The 20,962-nt window shown below is 67.5% G+C and carries 19 protein-coding genes; 15 read left to right on the forward strand and 4 right to left on the reverse strand.

Annotated elements, in window-relative coordinates:
* The first annotated feature begins 16 nt into the window (after positions 1-16).
* Both ACUXVE_RS03510 and ACUXVE_RS03515 read left to right on the forward strand, forming a co-directional pair.
* Positions 17-2,482, forward strand: coding sequence for a protein kinase domain-containing protein (locus tag ACUXVE_RS03510; protein ID WP_445513837.1), 2,466 nt, complete (start codon positions 17-19; stop codon positions 2,480-2,482).
* A 48-nt stretch (positions 2,483-2,530) separates the two neighbouring features.
* Positions 2,531-4,135 carry a glucan biosynthesis protein gene (locus ACUXVE_RS03515; protein ID WP_222388042.1) on the forward strand — a complete coding sequence of 535 codons (1,605 nt, stop codon included), beginning with the start codon at positions 2,531-2,533 and terminating at the stop codon, positions 4,133-4,135.
* A 37-nt stretch (positions 4,136-4,172) separates the two neighbouring features.
* On the opposite strand, the gene ACUXVE_RS03520 is transcribed toward ACUXVE_RS03515, so the two are convergent.
* Together ACUXVE_RS03520 and ACUXVE_RS03525 are read right to left on the reverse strand one after the other, a co-directional pair.
* Positions 4,173-4,877 carry a sel1 repeat family protein gene (locus tag ACUXVE_RS03520; RefSeq protein WP_093820291.1) on the reverse strand — a complete coding sequence of 235 codons (705 nt, stop codon included), beginning with the start codon at positions 4,875-4,877 and terminating at the stop codon, positions 4,173-4,175.
* Between the two features lie 98 nt (positions 4,878-4,975).
* Positions 4,976-5,596, reverse strand: coding sequence for a thymidine kinase (locus tag ACUXVE_RS03525; RefSeq protein WP_025875442.1), 621 nt, complete (start codon positions 5,594-5,596; stop codon positions 4,976-4,978).
* Between the two features lie 102 nt (positions 5,597-5,698).
* On the opposite strand from ACUXVE_RS03525, the gene ACUXVE_RS03530 reads away from it, so the two are divergent.
* The 4 genes from ACUXVE_RS03530 to ACUXVE_RS03545 all read left to right on the forward strand — a co-directional run bounded on the left by ACUXVE_RS03530 (position 5,699) and on the right by ACUXVE_RS03545 (position 9,645).
* The gene (locus ACUXVE_RS03530; protein ID WP_445513838.1) at positions 5,699-7,675 is read left to right on the forward strand and encodes a UvrD-helicase domain-containing protein; all 1,977 of its coding nucleotides are present in this window, start codon (positions 5,699-5,701) and stop codon (positions 7,673-7,675) included.
* Between the two features lie 107 nt (positions 7,676-7,782).
* A complete protein-coding gene (locus ACUXVE_RS03535) occupies positions 7,783-8,523 on the forward strand; it encodes a DUF3592 domain-containing protein (RefSeq protein ID WP_222388040.1) in 741 nt (246 codons plus the stop codon).
* Between the two features lie 38 nt (positions 8,524-8,561).
* Positions 8,562-9,029 (forward strand): DUF3592 domain-containing protein, encoded by a 468-nt coding sequence (locus ACUXVE_RS03540; RefSeq protein WP_445513839.1) that lies wholly within the window; start codon positions 8,562-8,564, stop codon positions 9,027-9,029.
* Positions 9,030-9,120: 91 nt separating this feature from the next.
* Positions 9,121-9,645, forward strand: a complete 525-nt coding sequence (locus ACUXVE_RS03545; protein WP_445513840.1) for a GNAT family N-acetyltransferase — start codon at positions 9,121-9,123, stop codon at positions 9,643-9,645.
* 78 nt (positions 9,646-9,723) lie between these two features.
* Here ACUXVE_RS03545 and ACUXVE_RS03550 read toward each other — a convergent pair whose 3' ends face one another.
* Positions 9,724-10,371, reverse strand: coding sequence for a YceH family protein (locus tag ACUXVE_RS03550; protein ID WP_445513841.1), 648 nt, complete (start codon positions 10,369-10,371; stop codon positions 9,724-9,726).
* Positions 10,372-10,471: 100 nt separating this feature from the next.
* On the opposite strand from ACUXVE_RS03550, the gene ACUXVE_RS03555 reads away from it, so the two are divergent.
* The 6 genes from ACUXVE_RS03555 (at position 10,472) to ACUXVE_RS03580 (ending at position 17,417) form a co-directional block, all read left to right on the forward strand.
* Complete coding sequence (locus ACUXVE_RS03555; protein ID WP_445513842.1) at positions 10,472-11,392, forward strand: 5'-nucleotidase, lipoprotein e(P4) family; 921 nt, start codon at positions 10,472-10,474, stop codon at positions 11,390-11,392.
* A complete protein-coding gene (gene pyrF / locus ACUXVE_RS03560; RefSeq protein ID WP_025875430.1) occupies positions 11,389-12,114 on the forward strand; it encodes an orotidine-5'-phosphate decarboxylase in 726 nt (241 codons plus the stop codon). The genes ACUXVE_RS03555 and pyrF overlap by 4 nt, the downstream gene beginning before the upstream one ends.
* 219 nt (positions 12,115-12,333) lie before the next feature.
* Positions 12,334-13,158 carry a S1 family peptidase gene (locus tag ACUXVE_RS03565; RefSeq protein ID WP_222388036.1) on the forward strand — a complete coding sequence of 275 codons (825 nt, stop codon included), beginning with the start codon at positions 12,334-12,336 and terminating at the stop codon, positions 13,156-13,158.
* 316 nt (positions 13,159-13,474) lie between these two features.
* Positions 13,475-14,428: a hypothetical protein gene (locus ACUXVE_RS03570; RefSeq protein WP_445513843.1), complete on the forward strand. Its 954-nt coding sequence runs from the start codon at positions 13,475-13,477 to the stop codon at positions 14,426-14,428.
* The gene (gene plsB / locus ACUXVE_RS03575) at positions 14,428-17,064 is read left to right on the forward strand and encodes a glycerol-3-phosphate 1-O-acyltransferase PlsB (protein ID WP_222388034.1); all 2,637 of its coding nucleotides are present in this window, start codon (positions 14,428-14,430) and stop codon (positions 17,062-17,064) included. Before ACUXVE_RS03570 ends, plsB begins: the two co-directional genes overlap by 1 nt.
* Positions 17,061-17,417 (forward strand): hypothetical protein, encoded by a 357-nt coding sequence (locus tag ACUXVE_RS03580; RefSeq protein WP_222388033.1) that lies wholly within the window; start codon positions 17,061-17,063, stop codon positions 17,415-17,417. The genes plsB and ACUXVE_RS03580 overlap by 4 nt, the downstream gene beginning before the upstream one ends.
* Before the next feature lie 140 nt (positions 17,418-17,557).
* On the opposite strand, the gene ACUXVE_RS03585 is transcribed toward ACUXVE_RS03580, so the two are convergent.
* Positions 17,558-17,761, reverse strand: coding sequence for a YdcH family protein (locus ACUXVE_RS03585; RefSeq protein WP_093820272.1), 204 nt, complete (start codon positions 17,759-17,761; stop codon positions 17,558-17,560).
* Positions 17,762-17,851: 90 nt separating this feature from the next.
* Between ACUXVE_RS03585 and ttcA the strand changes: the two genes are divergently transcribed.
* The 3 genes from ttcA to ACUXVE_RS03600 are packed head-to-tail and all read left to right on the forward strand — an operon-like array spanning position 17,852 to position 20,529.
* A complete protein-coding gene (gene ttcA, locus ACUXVE_RS03590) occupies positions 17,852-18,748 on the forward strand; it encodes a tRNA 2-thiocytidine(32) synthetase TtcA (protein WP_445513844.1) in 897 nt (298 codons plus the stop codon).
* Between the two features lie 36 nt (positions 18,749-18,784).
* Positions 18,785-19,690 carry a recombination-associated protein RdgC gene (locus ACUXVE_RS03595; RefSeq protein ID WP_025875418.1) on the forward strand — a complete coding sequence of 302 codons (906 nt, stop codon included), beginning with the start codon at positions 18,785-18,787 and terminating at the stop codon, positions 19,688-19,690.
* A 59-nt stretch (positions 19,691-19,749) separates the two neighbouring features.
* The gene (locus tag ACUXVE_RS03600) at positions 19,750-20,529 is read left to right on the forward strand and encodes a M48 family metallopeptidase (RefSeq protein ID WP_059063103.1); all 780 of its coding nucleotides are present in this window, start codon (positions 19,750-19,752) and stop codon (positions 20,527-20,529) included.
* The last annotated feature ends 433 nt before the right edge of the window (positions 20,530-20,962 follow it).

Genomic DNA, 20,962 nt, shown 5'->3' on the forward strand with positions numbered 1-20,962 from the left:
CAGGCCGAACCCACCGATGGACGCCGCCCGCTGGCAGCAATTGTCGTCCTGGCTGGACCAGCTGCTCGAGCTGGCACCCGCCGCCCGCCAGCTGCGCCTGCAGCGCGTGAGCGCGCAGGACCCGACGCTGGGCCGCGAGCTGGAATACCTGCTGCAGCAGGAGGCCGACAGCCACGAGTTCATGGCCCAGCCCTTGTGGACCGCTACACCGCCAGGCCGCGCCGGAAGCGAGGTCGGGCCGTATCGGCTGCTGCATCCGCTCGGCGAAGGCGGCATGGGCGAGGTCTGGCTGGCCGAGCGCTGCGATGGCCTGTACCAGCGCCAGGTTGCGCTGAAGCTGCTGCGCAGTGGCGTGGCCGATCCGGGCCTGCGCCAGCGCTTCGGCCGCGAGCGGCAGATCCTGGCCCGCCTGCAGCACCCACACCTGGCACAGCTGCTGGACGCCGGGGTGGACCAGCACGGGCAGCCCTACCTGGCGCTGGACTACGTGGAAGGCGAGCCGATCAGCGACTACTGCCGGCGCCTGCAACCGCCGCTGGAAACACGGCTGCAGCTGATGCTGCAGGTCTGCGCGGTGGTCAGCCATGCGCATGCCAACCTGGTGGTGCACCGCGACCTCAAGCCCTCCAACATCCTGGTACGCGCCGATGGCACGGTGAAACTGCTCGACTTCGGCATCGCCAAGCTGCTCGACCACGACGATCCGAACGCGGCCCATCCGGCTACCGAAATCCGCGCGTTCACCCTGCACTACGCCGCGCCGGAGCAGGTGCGTGGCGAGGCGGTGACGACCCTGACCGATGTCTATTCGCTGGGCGTGGTGCTGTTCGAGGTGGTCACCGGGCACAAGCCCTATCGCCTGCGCCGGCACAGCGATGCGGAATGGGAGCGCTCGATCCTGGATGTGCAGGCACCGCGTGCCTCGGCGCTGCTGCAACGGCTGGCCGCCGAGCCGGGGGCACCGAGACGGGCGCTGCTGCGGCAGGCAAAGCGACTGCGTGGCGATCTGGACCTGCTGCTGGAAAAGGCCCTGCAGAAAGACCCGGAGCAGCGCTACAGCTCGGCCGAAGCACTGGCCGGCGACCTGCGCCGCTACCTGCAGGGGCAGCCGATCCAGGCGCGACCGCCGGGCGTGGGTTACCGGGTGCACAAGTACATCGGCCGCCATCGCTGGGGCGTGGCGCTGGCCGGGCTGGCTGCCCTGGCCCTGCTGGGGACCACGTCCTTCGCACTGTGGCAGTTGCGCCAGGCGCGGGCGGAAATGGCGCGTGCGCAGGCCATGCAGGATTTCACCGTCGGCCTGTTCGACAAGGCGGCCAGCCAGCGCCACGGTCATTTTGACGTGCCGCAGCTGCTGGCCACCGGCCAGCAACGGGGCGAAGCCGAACTGGCTGACCAGCCGCTGGCGCTGGCCGAGCTGCAAGGGGTGATTGGCCGCCTGCGCATCGGCCTGGGCGACTACCAGCTGGCGCTGCAGACCCTGGACCAGCAGCGCCAGCTGCTGCAGGAGGTGGGCGAGGTGCCGCCGGCGCTGCAGATCGAGGCGGTGACCCAGCGCGGGCGCGCACTGCGCATGCTCGGGCGCGGACGCGAGTGCCTGGCGCACCTGCAGCCACTGCAACCGCTGGCGGCCAGCCAGGCGGCGGTATTGCCGGCGGCCGTTGCCGAATTCCACAGCCAGCTTGGGCGTTGCCAGGCCCAGCTGGGTGACGCCGATGCGGCGCGACGTTCGTTCCAGCAGGCGCTGGCGCTGCGCCACCAGGGAATGGTCGAGCGCTTCGGGCGTGCTGAGTCACTGGCCGATCTGGCCGCCTTGGACGCTACTGCCGGGCGCCTGCCGGCCGCGCTGGCCGGGTACCGGCAGGCGCTGGCCCTGCTCGGCCAACGCGCCGATGCCAGCAGCCCGCAGGTGATCAGCCTGCATCGCCAGCTGGGCGATGTGCTGGCCCGGCAGGGCGACACGCAGGCGGCAGCGGCCGAGCTGGAGCTGGCCTGGCAGGCGGCACAGGATGCATGGGGGCCGCGCCACCCGGAGGCACTGGTGGTCCGCCGCGCACGCGCGCTGCTGGCCCTGCAGCGCGGCCAGCACGCGCTGGCCGGCCAGGAACTGCGGCAGGTGCAGGCACAGCTCCTCGGCGTCCTGGGCCCGGATCATCGCGAGATCGGCTACGGCGAGTTCGCCCTGGGGAAGTGGGCCAGCGCCAGCGGCAATCCCTCGGCAGCAGCAGCGCACTATGCCCGCGCGGTGGCGATCTGGCGCCAACCGGATCACGTCGCCCTGCTGCCGCAGGCGCTGCTGGCACAGGGGCAGGTCCTGCAGCAGGCCGGCCAGATCGCGCAGGCCCGCACCGTGCTGACCGAGGCACGGCAGTTGCTGCTGGCCCAGCGTGGTCCGCAGGCACCGGCCCTGCAGGAGCTTGATGCCCGCCTTGCGGCATTGGCGCAGGCTGAACAAGGTATCGAGTCCACCGCTGCCCGTTAACGTTTGTCTGCCTATGATGGCCGACCTTCCCTTTGCTCCCGCGCCTGCATGCAACGACGCGACTTCATCCGCAATGCCTCCCTGGCCCTGGCCGCCTTCGGCCTGCCGTCACTGCCGGCCTGCGCGGCCAGCAAGAGTGGCCAGCTTGGGCTGCGCCGGCTTGGCCAGCCGCAGCCGTTCGATTTCGCCACCCTGAAGGGCCAGGCGCGCGCGCTGGCACAGGCGCCCTACCAGAGCCACAAGCGGGTGCTGCCGGGCAAGCTGGAGGCGCTGGACTGGGATCAGTACCAGTCGATCGGCTACCGCCAGGACCATGCCCTGTGGGCCGACCAGCCGGGAAAATTCCAGGCAAAGTTCTTCCACCTGGGCCTGTATTTCCATTCGCCGGTGCGCATGTTCGACGTGGTCGACGGCAAGGCGCAGGAGCTGGCCTACGACGGTGCCGCGTTCAACTACGGCAAGAGCGGGTTGAAGAATGGTGAGCTGCCGGCCGACCTCGGCTTTGCCGGGTTCCGGCTGAACACGCGCAAGGACACCGACCGCGATTTCGCCGCGTTCCTGGGTGCCAGCTACTTCCGCGCAGTGGGCAAGGAAGGCCAGTACGGCCAGTCCGCGCGTGGCCTGGCCATCGACACCGGCATGGGCAAGCCGGAGGAATTCCCCGACTTCATCGCCTATTACCTGGAACAGCCTGCGGCCGACTCGGACACCATCATCGTCTATGCGCTGCTGGATTCGCCCAGCGTGGCCGGCGCCTATCGCTTCGCCGTCACCAACGGCGATGTGCTGCTGATGGACATCGACAGCGCGTTGTACCCGCGCAAGACCATCGAGCGGCTGGGCATCGCCCCCTGCACCAGCATGTACCAGGTGGGCGAAAACGACCGCCGCATGGGTTGGGACTGGCGCCCGGAAATCCACGATACCGACGGCCTGTCGCTGTGGACCGGCGCTGGCGAATGGATCTGGCGGCCGCTGGTGAACCCGCGCAACCTGCGCTTCAACATGTTCGTCGACCGCAATCCGCGTGGCTTCGGCCTTCTGCAGCGTGACCGCAACTTCGACCATTACCAGGACGACGGCGTGTTCTACGAGAAGCGTCCGTGCCTGTGGGTGGAACCGAAGGGCGACTGGGGCGAGGGCTCGGTGCAGCTGGTGGAGATTCCCACCGTCGACGAAACCTTCGACAACATCGTGGCCTTCTGGAATCCGAAGGACAAGCCGCAGCCGGGCCAGGAACTGCTGGTCGGCTACCGCCTGTACTGGGGCGCGCAGCCGCCGGCGCACACGCCGCTGGCCCACTGCGTGGCAAGCCGCACCGGCCTGGGCGGGGTGATCGGCAAGAAGCGCGAGTACTTCTCGTGGCGCTTTGCGGTTGATTTCGAAGGCGGCGAACTGGCCAGCCTGATCGACAAGGCCGACGTCGAAGCGGTTGTCGAAACCAGCCGTGGCCGGGTGGAGATCGTCTCGGCGCGGCCGCTGCGCGAGATCAAGGGTTACCGCGCGATGTTCGACCTGGTGCCGCCGGAGGGCAGCAGCGAGCAGATCGACATCCGCCTGTACCTGCGCAGTGGCGGCAAGACCCTCACCGAAACCTGGCTGTACCAGTACAGCCCGCCGCCGGCTGGTGCGCCGGAGCGCACGCTGTACTGACGCAGAGCGGTGCCGGACAAGCGCCGGCACCCTTGATTCAGGGCTTGCTGTCGGTCGCGTGCGACTGGGTCGGCACGCCCACTTCCACCGTGCCACGGCGGATCTTCATCCAGGTTTCGTCCTGCCAGCGCTCGTACTGCTTCGGATCCCAGTACTTTGGGTCATACAGGCGGTCGGCCTTGATCGTGCGGGAGATGCCGCCGTCCATGTAGACGATGTCCACGTTGTTGGACATCGAGCCTACGCGGCTGCCGGTCATCTCGCGCCGTCCCTTCCTCAACACTTCGGCCATGCGCGGGCGGGCGACCTCATCGCCATACTCTGCACGCAGCGCGCTCACCTGCGCCCGTGCGGCGTCGTGCTGTTCCAGCGGCAGGGTCGCCCAGTACTCGTTGCGCAGGTCCACGAACAGCGGGTAGCCGCGCTCGGCTGCCACTTCCATCCACGCATAGGCCATGACCGGATTGCGCGGCTGTTCAACGCCATACCAGTACATCTCGCCCAGGTAGCCCTGCGCGGGTTTGTCGGCATAGCGTGCGGCCAGCCGGAAGTTGTCCATCGCGCCATTGACGTCGTTGCGGCGCAGGGCGTTGACGCCCCACTGCCGGTACATCATGTCCGGATGGCTGTCCATGAAACCGGCGCCGATCACGGCCGCATCCTCTTCACCGGACGGGCGCTCGGCCGCAGTGGCCAACAGGGGCAGGAACAACACGGAAAGCAACAGCAGGGCGGGGCGCATGACGGACATCCAGTTCGGCAGCAGGTAGTGCCGCAGCCTAGGCCCGACCACGCGGCCTTGTAAACCGCAGGACGTCATGGCCCGTGAAGGGCCATGCCCTACAGCGGCAGCGGTGCCTGCGCCGGATCGATCCGCCCCTCGCCACGGGTGATCTTCTTGAACTCGGCGCGGCTGACCGACACGTAGCGCTCGTTGCCGCCGATCTCCACCTGCGGGCCGTCCTGCACCGCATGGCCATGTTCGTCCACGCGCACGGTCATGGTCGCCTTCTTGCCACTGTGGCAGATCGTCTTGATCTCCTGCATCTCGTCGGCCCAGGCCAGCAGGTACTGGCTGCCCTCGAACAGCTCGCCGCGGAAATCGGTGCGCAGGCCGTAGCACAGCACCGGGATGCGCAGCTGGTCGACTACCTCGCTGAGCTGCCAGACCTGGCTGCGGCTGAGGAACTGCGCCTCGTCCACCAGCACGCAGCCCAGCGGCCCGTTGGCCTGCAGATCCTGGCTGACCCACTGCTGCAGGTCGGTGTCGCGTTCGAAGGCCATGCCGTCGGCGCGCAGGCCGATCCGCGAAGCGACCACGCCCGCGCCGGCACGGTCGTCCAGGCGCGGGGTCAGGATCGCCACGCGCATGCCGCGCTCGCGGTAGTTGTGCGCGCTCTGCAGCAGGGTGGTGGTCTTGCCGGCGTTCATCGCCGAATAGTAGAAATAGAGCTTGGCCATCGGCCGATTGTACGACGCCACCCGGCGCCGGCCGAAGCCGTTCAGCAAGCCCACCGGCCGGCGGCTGTGGCCGCCACCAACGCCCGCTACAATCGCACCCCAATGCACGGTCTCAATCCCCCCCAAGCTGCCGCCGTCCTCCACATTGAAGGACCGCTGCTGGTGCTCGCCGGCGCCGGCAGCGGCAAGACACGCGTGATCGTGGAAAAGATCGCCCACCTGATCAGCTGTGGCCGCTACCCGGCCAAGCGCATCGCCGCGATCACCTTCACCAACAAGTCGGCCAAGGAAATGCGCGAGCGCGTGGCCAAGCGCCTGCGCGAGCAGGATGCCGATGAAGTGACCATCTGCACCTTCCATGCGCTGGGCCTGAAGTTCCTGCAGATCGAGCATGCCGCCGTCGGGCTCAAGCGCGGTTTCTCGATCTTCGATGCCGATGACGCGGCCGCGCAGATCAAGGACCTGATGTACGGCGCCAAACCGGACGACATCGAGGACATGAAGAACCTGGTGTCGCGCGCCAAGAACGCCGGCCTGTCGCCGGAGCAGGCGATGGCCGCTGCGCGCAGCAACCGCGAGAAGGAAGCGGCCGGCATCTACGAGCGCTACCAGTTGCGCCTGAGCGCGTTCAACGCAGTGGACTTCGACGACCTGATCCGGTTGCCGGTACAGATCCTGGAAGAGAACCCGGAGATCGCGCTGGCCTGGCGCGAGCGCATCGGCTACCTGCTGGTCGACGAATGCCAGGACACCAACGATGCGCAGTACCGCCTGCTCAAGCAGCTGGCCGGTGACAAGGGCAACTTCACGTGCGTGGGCGATGACGACCAGTCGATCTACGCCTGGCGCGGTGCCAACCCGGAAAACCTGCAGCAGATGGGGCGCGATTACCCGACGCTGGAAATCATCAAGCTGGAGCAGAACTACCGGTGTTCCAACCGCGTGCTGCGCGCGGCCAACGCGCTGATCGCCAACAATCCGCACGAACACCTGAAGAAGCTGTGGAGCGACCAGGCCGACGGCGAGCGCATCCGTGTGTGGGAGTGCCGCAACAGCGAACACGAGGCCGAGAAGGTCGCCGCCGAGATCGCGTTCGTGGCGCAGACGCGCAACGTGCCGTGGAGCGATTTCTGCATCCTGTTCCGCGGCAACTTCCAGTCGCGTCCGCTGGAAAAGGCGATGCAGCTGCTGCGCATCCCCTACCACCTGACCGGCGGCACCATGTTCCTGGAGCGCCAGGAAGTGAAGGACACGCTGGCCTGGCTGCGGCTGCTGGTGAACCCGGACGACGACACCGCGTTCCTGCGTGCGGTGCAGTCGCCCAAGCGCGAGGTCGGCGCCGGCACCCTGGCCAAGCTGGCCGAACTGGCCTCGGAAAAGGGCATGCCGATGGCGCAGGCTGCCGAAGCGATCGGCGCGCTGCAGCAGCTGCCACCGCGCGCGGCCAACAGCCTGGCGCGCTTCACCGACATCCTGCGTGACCTGCGCGCGCAGACGCGGCAGATCAGCTCCGGCGACATGATCCGCAAGGTCGCCAAGGAATCGGGCCTGCTCAGCGAGCTGCGGCAGCAGGCCAAGGAAGAAGCCAGCTACCAGCGTCGCGCCAACAACATCGAAGAACTGGCGCAGTGGTTCGAGGGTGGCCCGCGTGGTGCCACCGCGGCCGATCTGGCCGGCCAGCTGGCGCTGTTGTCGCGCAGCGACAAGGACGAAGGCGGCAACCAGGTGCGGATGATGACCATGCACGCCTCCAAGGGCCTGGAATTCCCCTATGTGTTCATCGTCGGCTGCGAGGATGGCGTGCTGCCGCACCAGGTCAGCCTGGACGAGGGCAATCTGCAGGAAGAGCGGCGCCTGCTGTACGTGGGCATCACCCGCGCCAAGATCCAGTTGTGGATGAGCTACAGCAAGCTGACCCGAAAGTTCGGCGAGCACGTGCGGCTGAAGCCGAGCCGCTTCTTCGAGGAGATCCCGGCCGAGGAGATCCAGCGCGATGGCGCCGATCCGGTGGCGGATGCGGCGCGCAAGAAGGAGCGGGCGACGGCGGGGTTGGCCGCGATCGAGGCGCTGTTCGATTGAGGATCGAAAAGCCACTAAAGCGGTATTCCAATCCGTCCGATTGACGCTTCTGGCCTTGAGCCTGCATCGGGTTAAGGCCTAGTGTGAGCGCACCCGAAGTGCGCGCCGTGTCCTTCATCGTGTCCAACGACATCCCTGCTGTTCTCACTCATACCTTCCTCGGGCTGGGCCTGGTCCTGCTTGTTTCAGCGCTTCTGGCCTACGTTGGTGCCAGGCGCTTCCTCGATGGGGCGGTCATTGCCGATGGCAGGATCACCCATGTGGATGCCGTCAGCGTTGATCGCGGTGGTTCGCGCACTTCAGGGGTGAAGTTCCTGTACTGGGTGGACTTCACTACCAGCAGCGGGCAAGTGATGCGGTTCTTCGCAGGTCGTACCCGCCATCGTGCCTACATGACGGGCGATCATGTAGATGTGCTGTACCTGCCGGACCGCCCGGACAAGGCCCTGGTGCGTTCGCTCTCATCACCCTGGGGCCTGAGCGTCATACTGGGAGTGACCGGCGGCCCATTCTTGCTGGGGGTGGGAATTCTGCACCTGCCGCAGGCGGCGAGGGCATGGCGGCGCAGGCAGCTCCTTCGCCACGGGACACGGGTGCAAGCCAAGGTCCGGGCGATCAAGCGCGATCGCGGAGTATTCTCGGGGGGAAGGCATCCGTTCGTCATCGTCTGCGCCTGGCGCGATCCTGAAACCACTCGATGGCATGTCTTCCACAGCGCGTATCTCTGGGCCGATCCCCGTGCACAGGTGAGTGGGCGTGAACTGGATGTCCATGTCATGCCGGGCAATCCGCGCTACTACCATGTCGATATCTCCTTCATTCGATCAGCGCCGGCACCTGCACGCTGATCGATCAACCCGGCCAGCACCATGCCCACCCTCCTCAGATGTTTTTTGCTGTTTTCTTTGCCGTGGGCCTGCTGATCCTTCTGGCCGCCGCCTGGCTGTTCGTGGACGTCCACCGTTTCGCGCGCAAGGCCGTTTCCGTAACCGGAACGGTGGTGGCCGTCCAGGCAGAGGATGCCCGGTCGGAAATGGAGGGGATGCCCGCACGTGACATCACCCTGCATCGCCCGGTGGTGAGGTTCCAGACCGCACAGGGGCAGATGATTCAGTTCACTGCGTCCTTTGCTACCGGGGCACCACTGTACGTGGTCGGCGAACAGGTACAGGTGCTATATCCCGGCGGCATGCCTTCCAAGGCTCGTATCCAGCACCCGGGATTGCGCTGGGGCGCACCGCTGCTGTTGGCGCTGATGGGCATGGGGTTCTGCCTGATCGCCGCATGCGTCCATCGCCTGCGCGTGCGCTACTGGCCGATCCTGTTCGGCCAGCGAGACGGGGCATGTGGCTAGGCTGGGCATCGTAGTGGCCCACTTGGCCTGAGCGTGCTGCACGGCGGGCGCTGGCGTTGCAAAATCGAGGTATTCCTTCCGGAGCCCACCCATGCATCCCATCGAAAGCGAACGCCTGCGGCTGCGCCGCCTGGAACCAGACCGGGATGCTGCGCCGATGCTGGCATTGCTCAATGATCCAGGCTTCGTGCGCTTCATCGGCGACCGCAACGTGCACAGCGAGGAACAGGCGCGGGAGTACATCGCGCTGCGCGTGCTGCACAGCTATGCCTTGAACGGGTTCGGCATGTACGCCATCGAGCGGCTGTCCGATGGCGCCTGGCTGGGCAATGCCGGCCTGGTGCGGCGTGATGGCCTGCCGGCACCGGATATCGGCTACGCGGTGCTGTCCGCATACGCGGGGCAGGGCTATGCCAGCGAGGCGGCACGGGCGGTGTTCGCGCATGCACGCGGAGCGCTGGGCCTGCACGATCTGTATGGCATCACCGACCTGGACAACGTGGTGTCCGGGAAGATCCTGCTGGGCCTGGGCATGCAGGAGCGCGGGGTGATCCAGTTGCCGGGCATCGAAAGCGCCAGCCGCTTGTATGCCACGCCGGGGGCGGCGCAGGTCTGACCCCTGATGTTGGCAGGTGCCGACCGTTGGTCGGCACGATTCAGATGCAGTGCCGACCAACGGTCGGCACCCACCCCCTCAGCTGCGCAGTTCGGCCAGCTGGGCCTGCAGCTGGGCCACCGCCGCTTCCAGTTGCGCCACGCGCTCGGCCAGGCCGGGGTCGGCCGGCTCGCCGCTGCCACTGCTGGCGTACTTCGCCGCCAATGCCGCGCCGTCCACTTCACCGCACAGCAGGTGCATGTAGCGGTCTTCGCGCTGGCCGCTGGCGCGCGGCAGCACCACCAGCAGGGCACGCTGCTGCAGGCGCTCGACGGCGTGGCGGGCTTCGTCGGCATCGGCGAAGCGGTGCAGGCGCTCGGCGCGGGTGACCAGTTCACCCAGGGTCTGTGGCCCGCGCAGCAGCAGCAGGGCCAGCAGCACGGTCTGCTGCCGGGTCAGGTCCAGCGCGCTCTGCAGGCGGTGCTCGTAACGGTCGGCGCGCGAGGAGAAGTGCTGGCGCGCCAGGCCCAGGGTCTCCAGCTGGCGCAGCGCATGCTCCACCCCGCCGGCGCTCACGTTCATCACCGGCTCGCGGGCGGTCTTCTGGTTGGCCGCCGATTGTGCGGCGTTGACGGTCAGCGGGTAGGTATCCGGGGTGGTGGCTTCTTTCTCCACCAGGCAGCCCAGCAGGCGCGCCTGTACGGCATCCAGCAGCGGAACGTCGGGGGTCTGGGCAGGGTCGGTCATGGCGGCTTCCGGAAGACAACGTGTCAACCGCCAAGCATAGCCGTCCCTGCGGCGCCTTTGCCGGTAAAATGGGGCGGTATATCTGATTGCCGGTGAATCCATGCGTCGTCCCGTTTCCCTGTCCCTGACCCTGCTCGCCACCGCGGTGCTGGGCCTGTCCGCCTGCAAGCGCGTGGAAGCGCCTGCCGAAGCCGCCACACCGCAAGCCCCGACCGCCGCCGCCAAGGCCGACGGTGCCCTCGACGCGACCGCCAACGACAACCTCAATGCCGTGCTGTGGATGCAGCGCGCGCAGGAATACAGGGCGATCACCGAGCAGACCTACCGTGCCGCCGCCGACCATCTGGACGTTGCGCTGAAGGAAGCCCACTGGGACGCGCTGGTACCGGAAGAGCGCGGCAACGAAGCCAAGGGCCTGAAGCCGGCCGTGGTGCTGGACGTGGACGAGACCGTGCTGGACAACTCGCCCTACCAGGCCCGCCTGGTGCGTGATGGCAAGGAATACGACGAACTCAGCTGGGACCAGTGGGTCGCCGAAAAGAAGGCCAAGGCCATTCCCGGCGTAGTCGATTTCGCCAAGGCTGCCAATGCCAAGGGCGTGACCCTGGTGTACATCTCCAACCGCGCCGTGCACCTGAAGGACGCGACCCTGGCCAACCTGCGCGAGCAGGGCCTGCCGGTCGCCGATGACAGCGTGTTCCTCGGCCTGGGCACCGTGGTTGAAGGGTGCGAGCAGGCCGGCAGCGAGAAGAACTGCCGCCGCCGCCTGGCCGGGCAGAAGTACCGCGTGCTGATGCAGTTCGGCGACCAGCTGGGTGACTTCGTCGAAGTGACCGCCAACACCAACGATGGCCGCGACGCGCTGCTGCAGCAGTATCACGACTGGTTCGGCGAGCGCTGGTGGATGCTGCCGAACCCGACCTACGGCGGCTTCGAGCCGGCGCAGTTCAACAACGATTACGCGCAGTCGCGGCAGGCCCGTCATGACGCCAAGCGTGCCGCGCTGGACTACGCGCCGTGAGCCGCGCCCCGCTGCCGCTGCGTGACGACGAGCGCCTGATCTTCGCGCTGGACGTGCCTGACCGTGTGCAGGCGCTGGCATGGGTCGACCGCCTTGGCGACAGCGTGGCGTTCTACAAGATCGGCATGGAACTGCTAGCCTCCGGTGAGTACTTCCAGGTGCTGGACGAACTGGCCCGCCGCGACAAGCGCGTGTTCGTCGACCTGAAGTTCTTCGACATCCCGGCCACCGCCGCGGCGGTGATCAAGCGCCTGGCGCAGTGGCCGGTCAGCTACGCGACCATCCACGGCTGGCACCCGGCGATGATGGAGGCCTGCGCGGCCGCCAACAGCGGCGACATGCGCCTGCTGGCGGTGACCGTGCTGACCTCGATGGGTCGCCCGGACCTGGCGCAGATGGGCATCGACCGCGAGCCGGTGGAGGTCGTCGTCGAACGCGCGCTGGCCGCACAGGCTGCTGGCATCGACGGCGTGATCGCCTCTGGCCAGGAAGCCGGTCCGATCCGCGCCGCGACCGGGGCCGGTTTCTCGATTGTCTGCCCGGGCATCCGCCCCGGCGGTCCGGTCGGCGATGACCAGAAGCGCACCGTGGGTGTGGCGCAGGCGTTCGCCGATGGTGCCGATGCCATCGTGGTCGGTCGTCCGATCCGCCATGCGTCCGATCCGCAGGCTGCAGCACGGGCGATCCAGCAGGAAATCGCGACGGCTCTGGCCGCGCGCTGAGCCCCGCCCCGACGGCGGTCACGCCGGCACCACGAACGCCATCCCGTCGCATGCGGGATGGCGTTCGCATTTGTGCCTGCTGCTCTGACGCACCCGACCCCAGCCGGGAAAACTGTGCGCCGCATCGCGCTGTGCGCGTGGAGCGCCCTCTATCAATCGATGCACCAGCACGGACCGCGGCCGTGCCGGTTCCAACCATCGATAGAGGAATACACGGATATGTATCGCAGCACCTCTTTGTTGTTCGGCGGCCTGTTGGCGGCTGCCATCGTCTTTCCCGCCACGGCTGCACCCCAACCCCGCGAAGCACCGCGCATCATTGGCGGCGAGGATGCCAAGCCGGGCGACTACCCGTTCATGGTCAGCATCCAGCGCCTGTCCTACGGTGACAGTGACCACGGTCGCCACTGGTGTGGCGCCACGCTGATTTCGCCCTCCTGGGTGCTGACCGCCTCGCACTGCGTCGAAGGTGATCGCCCGGATGATCTGGCCGTGCTGGGGGGCGCCACCGTGCTGTCCACCGAGCCGTCGGCGCGGTCCTCCAACATCAAGGCCATCCACATGCATCCGGCGTTCAACAGCGGCAACTCGCTGGAGCATGATGTTGCCCTGATCCAGCTCAGCGCACCGTTGGCTGACGCGCAGCCGGTCGCGCTGCGGCTGCGGCCCGATGCCAGCTATCTCAAGCCAGGCCGGGAGTTCACGGTGATCGGCTGGGGCGACACCGACATCAGTGACGGACGGCTCTATCCCACCCAGCTGCAGACGGTGCAGACCCCGTTCGTGCCCTTCGCCGAGTGCCAGCAGGCGTATGCGGGTGCGCTGTCGCGCGGCAAGGTCATCTGCGCCGGCCGCGAAGGGATCGACAGCTGCCAGGGGGATTCCGGTGGTCCGCTGCTGCTGCGTCTGCGCGAGGGCTGGACCCAGTTCGGTGTCGTCAGCTGGGGCGAAGGCTGCGCGTTGGCCGGCTACCCCGGCATTTATGCCCGAATCGCCGAAAAACATGCCGTAGATTTCATTGAAGCAGTCTGGCAACGCGATTGATCCAATAAAATCAATGATTTGAATGACATTTCATCATGTGTTGCGTTAACTTTGCGGGCAGCGTAGGATCGCCGCCATCCGGTCTTCGGGCCGGACATGCGCCACAACACTGTCCACCGGCCTTGCGCCGGTTTGAAGAGCCTGCGATCCCTGTGGTCCGGGCTCTTTTTTTGTCCGCCGGGTGCGGCAAGAGTCCATCGGCGCGGGGCGTGGATGCGCCGCGTAGTGCGTGCCATGGCAGAAACCGTGACGCCCCGGCTTGCCGCTGTCACGTCGCAGGCCGCAAGATGCGGACCGGTCCGGGGAGTCCGATTGCATGAGCGTGGTAATGCGAGGAAGGTCTGCGCGGGGATGGGGGCTGGCGGCCATGCTGCTGCTGGCCATCGCCGCGTGCCGTGAATCCGGCAGTGATCCGGCCGCCGCGCCGGCCGAACCTGTCGCTGCAGTACAGGCGATGGCGCAACGGCTGGCCGAGGACGACCTGGTCGGCTATGCAAAGCTGTCGGTGCCTCCCAGCCAGTACCAGCGCCTGCAGCAGGCCTGGGCCGACGGCCGCAGCCAGTGGCCGCTGACCGGATTGCCGCTGGGCGACCAGCTGCTGCCCATGCTGGCGGCGCTGCGTGAGCCCGGCGCCAACGTGCAGCTGCAGCGCAGTTTCGACCGCCAGCTGGCCGGCCAGGCCAGCGCCGTGCGCCAGGCCGCGCAGTCGATGGGCAACTTCGGTGTGCAGTACCTGCGGCACCAGAAGGGCTATACGCCCGGCCAGCAGGCGCACTACATCCAGCTGGTGCAGACCCTGGCCGCCTGGGCGCAGGATGCCCCGATCAGCGACCGCGCCAGAGCCCGCAGCAGCATCGCCGCCCTCGTCGGCGCCGCCGCCCAGGTGGGTTTCCAGGACGATGCCGGTCTGCAGGCCGCAGGCATGGAAGGCAGCCTGCAGCAGCTGGCGCCGTTCATCCATACGCTGAAGGCGGTGCTGGCCAGCTATGGCCTTGGCGTGGACGAGGCGCTGCGCAGCGTGCGCGGTGAGCTGCTGTCGGTGGAGGGCGACAACGCCCTGGTGCGCCTGCAGTACGAACTCGCCGGCCGCGCGATGACCGTGCAGGTGCCGCTGAGCCGGCGCGAGGGCCACTGGTACCTGACCCGAACCCTGGCCGATACCGATGCCCTGTTGCGGCAGGCCGATGCGTCGCGCGCCGCCGCTGCTCCGGACCCTGTGCCTGCCCCGACAACCGATGGGGAAGCGGCAACGCCATCGGCTAAGCCATAATGACGTCGATGTCGAAACAGAACCCGCTGCCGTTCCCCGGCGAAGAATCCCAGCCGACGCCCGCCGACACGGCGCTGGCGTCCCCCTCGACCGACGCCGGCACGACGCCGGCGGCGACGCCTGTGCACGCGCGTCCTGCCGGCCGCCGCCCGCTGTGGGCGCGACTGCTCGGGCGCCTGGTGGAACCCTGGCTGTCGCTGAAGATCGAGCCGGAAGACCCGGGCCAATACAACGATGGCCGTCCGGTCATGTACGTGCTGGAAGACTACGGCCTGTCCAACGCGCTGATCCTGGACAAGGCCTGCCGCCAGGCTGGCCTGCCCTCGCCGCTGGTACCGCTGGCCGGTGACCCCACCGGCCGCAAGCGCGCCTACCTGGCCCTGTCGCGGCGCAGCTCCAGCAACTCGCTGATTCCCGAGCAGCGCGGCGCCAAGACCCATTCCGATTCGCTGGCCAAGGTCCTGCAGGCCCATCGCGTGCGCGACGACCTGGATGTGCACCTGGTGCCGGTGTCGATCTTCGTCGGCCGCGCCCCGGACAAGCAGAGCGGCTGGTTCGCCGTGCTGTTCTCGGAAAACTGGGCGCTGGTCGGCCGCTTCCGCCGGCTGCTTGGCCTGCTGCTGAACGGCCGCAACACCATCGTCCGCTTCGCACCGCCGATCTCGCTGCGCAGCACCGTCGACGAGGGCCTGGAGCCCGAGCGTACCGTGCGCAAGCTGCAGCGCGTGCTGCGTACCCATTTCCGCCGCATCCGCGAGTCGGTGATCGGTCCTGACCTGTCGACCCGGCGCCTGCTGGTGGACCAGGTGCTGGCCGCCGAGACGGTGCGCGAGGCGATCGCCTCGCAGGCCAAGCGTGACAACAGCAAAACCAGCGATGCCTGGAAGAAGGCGCACGCCTACGCCTGGGAAATCGCCGCGGACTATTCCAGCCCGGTGGTGCGCTCGGCCAGCTTCATGCTCAGCCATGTGTGGAACCGCATCTACGCCGGCGTGCTGGTGCACCACCTGGACAAGTTCAAGGCCGCAGCGCCAGGCCACGAAGTGGTCTACGTGCCCAGCCACCGCAGCCACATGGACTACCTGCTGCTGTCCTACCTGCTGTACGACCGCGGCATCGTGCCGCCGCACATCGTGGCCGGCATCAACCTGAACCTGCCGGTGGTGGGCACGCTGCTGCGCAAGGGCGGTGCGTTCTTCATCCGCCGCTCGATCCGCGGCAACGCGCTGTATTCGGCGGTGCTGAGCGAGTACGTGGCGCAGCTGGTCGCCGGCGGCTATTCCATCGAGTACTTCGTCGAGGGCGGGCGCTCGCGTACCGGCCGGCTGCTGCAGCCCAAGGGCGGCATGATCTCGATGACCCTGCGCGCGTTCCTGCGCCAGCCGCGCAAGCCGGTGCTGTTCCAGCCCATCTACATCGGCTACGAGAAGCTGATGGAGGGCGGCAGCTACCTGGATGAACTGTCCGGGCGGCCCAAGGAGAAGGAATCGATCTGGCAGCTGCTGTGGGGCATCCCCAAGGTGCTCAAGCAGAATTACGGCCAGGTGGTGGTGAACTTCGGCGAACCCATCGCGCTGAACGATGTGCTGGCCGAGAAGGCTCCGGAGTGGGGGGGCGAGGCGGTGTCCGAGGACGAGAAGCCCTCGTGGCTGTCGACCACCGTCGACACCCTGGCCGAGCGCATCCAGGTGCGCATCAACGGCGCGGCCGACGTCAATCCGATCAACCTGCTGGCGCTGGCCCTGCTGTCCACGCCCAAGCATGCGATGGGCGAGGCCGACCTGATCGCGCAGATCGAGCTGTGCAAGACCCTGCTGGTGGAGATGCCGTATTCGGGCCGGGTGACGGTGACCCCGCACTCGCCGGAGCGGATCATCGCCCACGCCGAAGAGATCAACGTCCTCACCCGCATCAAGCACCCGCTGGGCGACGTGCTCAGCGTCAGCGGCGATACCGCGGTGTTGCTGAGCTACTTCCGCAACAACGTGGTGCACCTGTTCACCGCATCGTCGTGGGTGGCCTGCTGCTTCCAGAACAACCGCCGCATGAGCCGCACCGGCCTGGTGCAGCTGGGCCGCACGGTGTACCCGTTCCTGCAGGCCGAACTGTTCCTGCCGTGGACCGAGGATGAGTTCGCCCAGCGCATCGACCAGACCATCGACGTGTTCGTGCGTGAGGGCCTGCTGCAGAACGTCAACGAAGACGACGGCGGCATCCTCGCCCGCAACACCGGGCAGACCGACGAAGTATTCCGCCTGCGTGCGATCGGCCACTCGCTGCAGCAGGCATTCGAGCGCTACTACATCGCCATTTCGGTGCTGGTGAAGAACGGCCCGGGCACGCTCGGCGCCGCCGAGCTGGAAAGCCTGTGCCAGCAGGCCGCACAGCGCCTGAGCCTGCTCTATGCACCGGCCGCGCCGGAGTTCTTCGACAAGTCGCTGTTCCGCGGCTTCATCCAGAAGCTGCGCGAGCTGCGCCTGGTGTGGCCGGACGAGAACAGCAAGCTGCTGTTCGACGAGCGCCTGGACGCCTGGGCCAAGGATGCCAAGTTCATCCTCGGCCGCGAACTGCGCCACACCATCGAACGGGTCAGCCCGGAAGCGGCGCGCCCGGACGAACCGGCACCGCAGGATTGAACCTGCGGCGCCTGTCGGGCCTGGCCACGTTGATCGCGGTCGGAGGCCTTGCGGCTACTTCGGTGCAGGCTGCAGAAGCCTGCGTGGACGACACCCTGCCCGGGCGCCTGGCTGATGCGCCGGTGCGCCTGTGCCTGCAGGCAGAGACCGGGCAACCGGCGCACTACCGCCTGTGGTTGGCCGGCGAGGTGCGCATCAGCGGTGACGAATCCGCCGCTCGCCAGGGTCTTGCCGGTGACTGGTACGGGCACCCGCTGGGTCTGCGCTGTTCCGGTGCCGACAACGTGCGCCGCTGCGACCTGACCGTGGACGGTGAGGCGGCCTGGAGTGCGGAGCTGGCGCTGCCGCGTTGATGCGGGGCCCCATCCACGCATGGCGTGGATCTACCGGGACTTTCCGGCATGGCGTGGATCCAAAGGTTGCCGGGCTGTGCCATCGGCGTTCGGGGCGGCGTGGGCCAGTAGATCCACGCCATGCGTGGATGGGCCACCGGTTACGCCGGTTCGTCCGGAATCTGCAGGCTTTCCAGCTTGGTGATGCAGTCCTTCAGCTGCAGCTTGCGCCGCTTCAGGCGCTTGAACTCCAGCTCATCTTCGCCGTTGGCGGCCATGCGCGCGATCTGTTCATCCAGCGACCGGTGTTCGGCGCGGAGGGCGACGAGGCGTTCGACGATTTCGGCGGGGTTGTAGGTGTCCACGGTCTCCGAGCATACACAGCGACGATGACTGCCGGGAGAGGGGAATCCCGACCCCGGGTCCGGGCTGCCACAAGCCGGTAGAATGGCGCCATGTCCGCCGTGATCTCCCTGCCCGATCCCCCGCAGCGCGTTCCGCGCGACCCGCGCGTGGACGGGCTCGGGGCGGACAAGCTGGGCAAGCGCCTGCGGCGCCAGGTGGGCCAGGCCATCGCCGACTTCGGCATGATCGAAGCGGGCGACAAGGTCATGGTCTGCCTGTCCGGCGGCAAGGACAGCTACACCCTGCTGGACCTGCTGCTGCAGCTGCAGAAAAAGGCGCCGGTGCCGTTCGAACTGGTAGCGGTGAACCTGGACCAGAAACAGCCCGGGTTCCCCGCGCACGTCCTGCCGGAGTACCTGGCCGGGCTGGGCGTGCCGTACCAGATCATCGAGCAGGACACGTATTCGGTGGTCAGCCGGGTCATCCCGGAGGGCCGCACGATGTGTTCGCTGTGCTCGCGCCTGCGCCGTGGCGCGCTGTACCACCATGCCAAGGCGCACGGCTTCAGCAAGATCGCACTGGGCCACCATTGCGATGACGTGGTGGCCACGTTCTTCCTGAACCTGTTCCACCATGCCAAGCTGGCCGCCATGCCACCGAAGCTGCTCAGCGATGATGGCCAGCACGTGGTGATCCGCCCGTTGGCGTACGTGCGCGAGCACGACATCGCCCAGTACGCGCAGGCGCGCCGTTTCCCGATCATTCCCTGCACCCTGTGTGGCAGCCAGGAAAACCTGCAGCGTCGGCAGGTCGGCCTGATGCTCAAGCAGTGGGACCAGGACCATCCGGGGCGCATTGAACAGATCGCACGTGCAATGGCCGACGTGCGGCCTGCGCAGCTGGCCGATGCCGCCCTGTTCGATTTCATGGCCCTGGGCCGCCGTGGCGATGCGGTGCATGCCGATGCCTGGCCGGCCGACGCAGTTCCCGAGACGCCTGCCGTTTAAGGTCGGGCGCCCTTCTTCTTCAGACACCGGAATTCCATGTTCTTTCGCAACCTGACGTTCTTCCGCTTCCCGACTGCCACTGATTTTTCCGAAGTCGACACCCTGCTGCCGCACGCCCTGCTCAAGCCGGTGGGCGCACTGGAAATGAACTCGCGTGGTTTCATCTCGCCATTCGGCCGCGAAGAGAAGGAAGTGCTCTCGCACCGCATTGCCGAACACCTGTGGCTGACCGTCGGTGGCGAGGACAAGATCCTGCCCGGCGCGGTGGTCAACGACCTGCTCGAGCGCAAGCTGGAGGAGATCGAAGAGAAGGAAGGCCGCCGCCCCGGTGGCCGCGAGCGCAAGCGCATGAAGGACGACCTGCTGCATGAACTGCTGCCGCGCGCCTTCGTGAAGTCCTCGCGCAACGATGCCTTCATCGACCAGCTGCACGGCTATGTGGCGGTGGACACCTCCAGCCGCAAGACCGGCGAATATTTCATGTCCGACATCCGCGGCCTGCTTGGCAGCTTCCCCGCGATGCCGCTGAACGCCGAAGTCGCGCCGCGTTCGATCCTGACCGGCTGGATCGCCGGCGAGCCCCTGCCCACCGGCTTCAGCCTGGGCGAGGAGTGCGAGATGAAGGATCCGGTGGAAGGCGGCGCCGTGGTCAAGTGCCAGCACCAGGAACTGCGCTGCGACGAGATCGACAAGCATCTGGATGCCGGCAAGCAGGTGACCAAGCTGGCCCTGGTGTTCGAGGACAACCTGTCCTTCGTGCTGGGCGACGACCTGATCGTGCGCAAGCTGAAGTTCCTGGACGGTGCGCTGGACCAGCTGGAACATGCCGACGAAGACGGCCGCCGTGCCGAGTTCGACGCCCGCTTCGCCCTGCAGAGTGCGGAGATCCGCCGCCTGTTCCTGCTGCTCGAAGAAGCCTTCAAGCTCAGCAAGGCTGACTGAACAGGCAGGCCGTCGGCCGCCGGTCATCCGGCGGCCTCGCACGGCGCTATGCTGGGACCATGAGCCGTCTGCTGCGCCGCCTGATCTCGCCGGTCCCACCCGCCACCGTGCAGCGCGATACCGTTCGCCTGCGCCTGGAGGATGTCGAGATCGAGATACTGCGCGTGCGTGATCCGCGCGCGCGCCGGATCAAGCTCAGCGTCGATGAGCGCGGCGCACGACTGACGTTGCCGCCGCGTGCCAGCCTGGTGATGGGCGAGCGCTTCCTCGAACTGCATCGCGAATGGCTGGGGCTGCAGCTGCGCCACTACCAGGGGCATGGTCTGCCCGCCGCGTTGCAGCCCGGCGTTGAAGGGGTGCTGCCGCTGCGCGGCGAGTTGTTGCCACTGCGCTGGCAGGAAGGCCGCTATGCGCGTCTGGAAATCGACGGACACGGCGCCTGTGTGCAATGGCCGAGCCGTGGCGGCGATGCGACCCTGCGCCGCCTGCTGCGCGAATTCTACGAAGCACAGACTCGCGCCGATGTCGGCCGCTGGTTGCCGAAGTACCTGCCCGGCCTGCCGCGCGCGCCCAGCCGCCTGCGGTTGAAGGTGATGTCCTCGCAATGGGGCTCGCTGGCTCCCGATGGCAGCATGGCGCTAGATCTGGCACTGGTACTGGGCCGTCCCGCCGCCTTCGAGTACGTGCTGGTGCACGAACTCTGCCACCTGATCCAGGCCAACCACTCGCCCGCGTTCTGGCACGAAGTGGAACAACGCTTCCCCGACTGGCGCGAGCAGCGCGACTACTTCCAGCTGGAAGGGCGCAGATTGAAAGCAATGCTTCGGCAGCTGCTGTAGCGCTGGCGCTACAGCAGCTGCCCCCGCATTCCTCCTCTACCCCCGCCTTCGGCGCGCCCCTTCAACAGAAGGGGCTCCACTCCAGAGAGGCGGCGGCGCAGTCGAGCAAAATCGGCTCTACTGAAGCGCGCACAGCGCGCGACCCGCTTTGCTCCTGCTTTTCCTTTTCTCTTCCGTGGTCAGCACGGAAACCATCCGTGGCCGGGCGGGGTGGGTTGCGCAGGGGCGTGAGCCGCATGGGCCCGAGGCACGCCTCGGGCGGGTTGGGCAGGACGCCCAACCCCGGTCTTGCCGTGTGCGCAGGAAAGCGCACACGAGCAAGCGGCGACCGAGCTTACATGGACGTACTTGCAGCGACCCCTGCGCAATCCACCCCGCCCGGCCAAGCGCGGCTTTTGATCTGCACGGCCGCCACGAGGGGCTCAGCCGTCGG

It is taken from the genome of Stenotrophomonas sp. 3(2025), assembly GCF_052665395.1.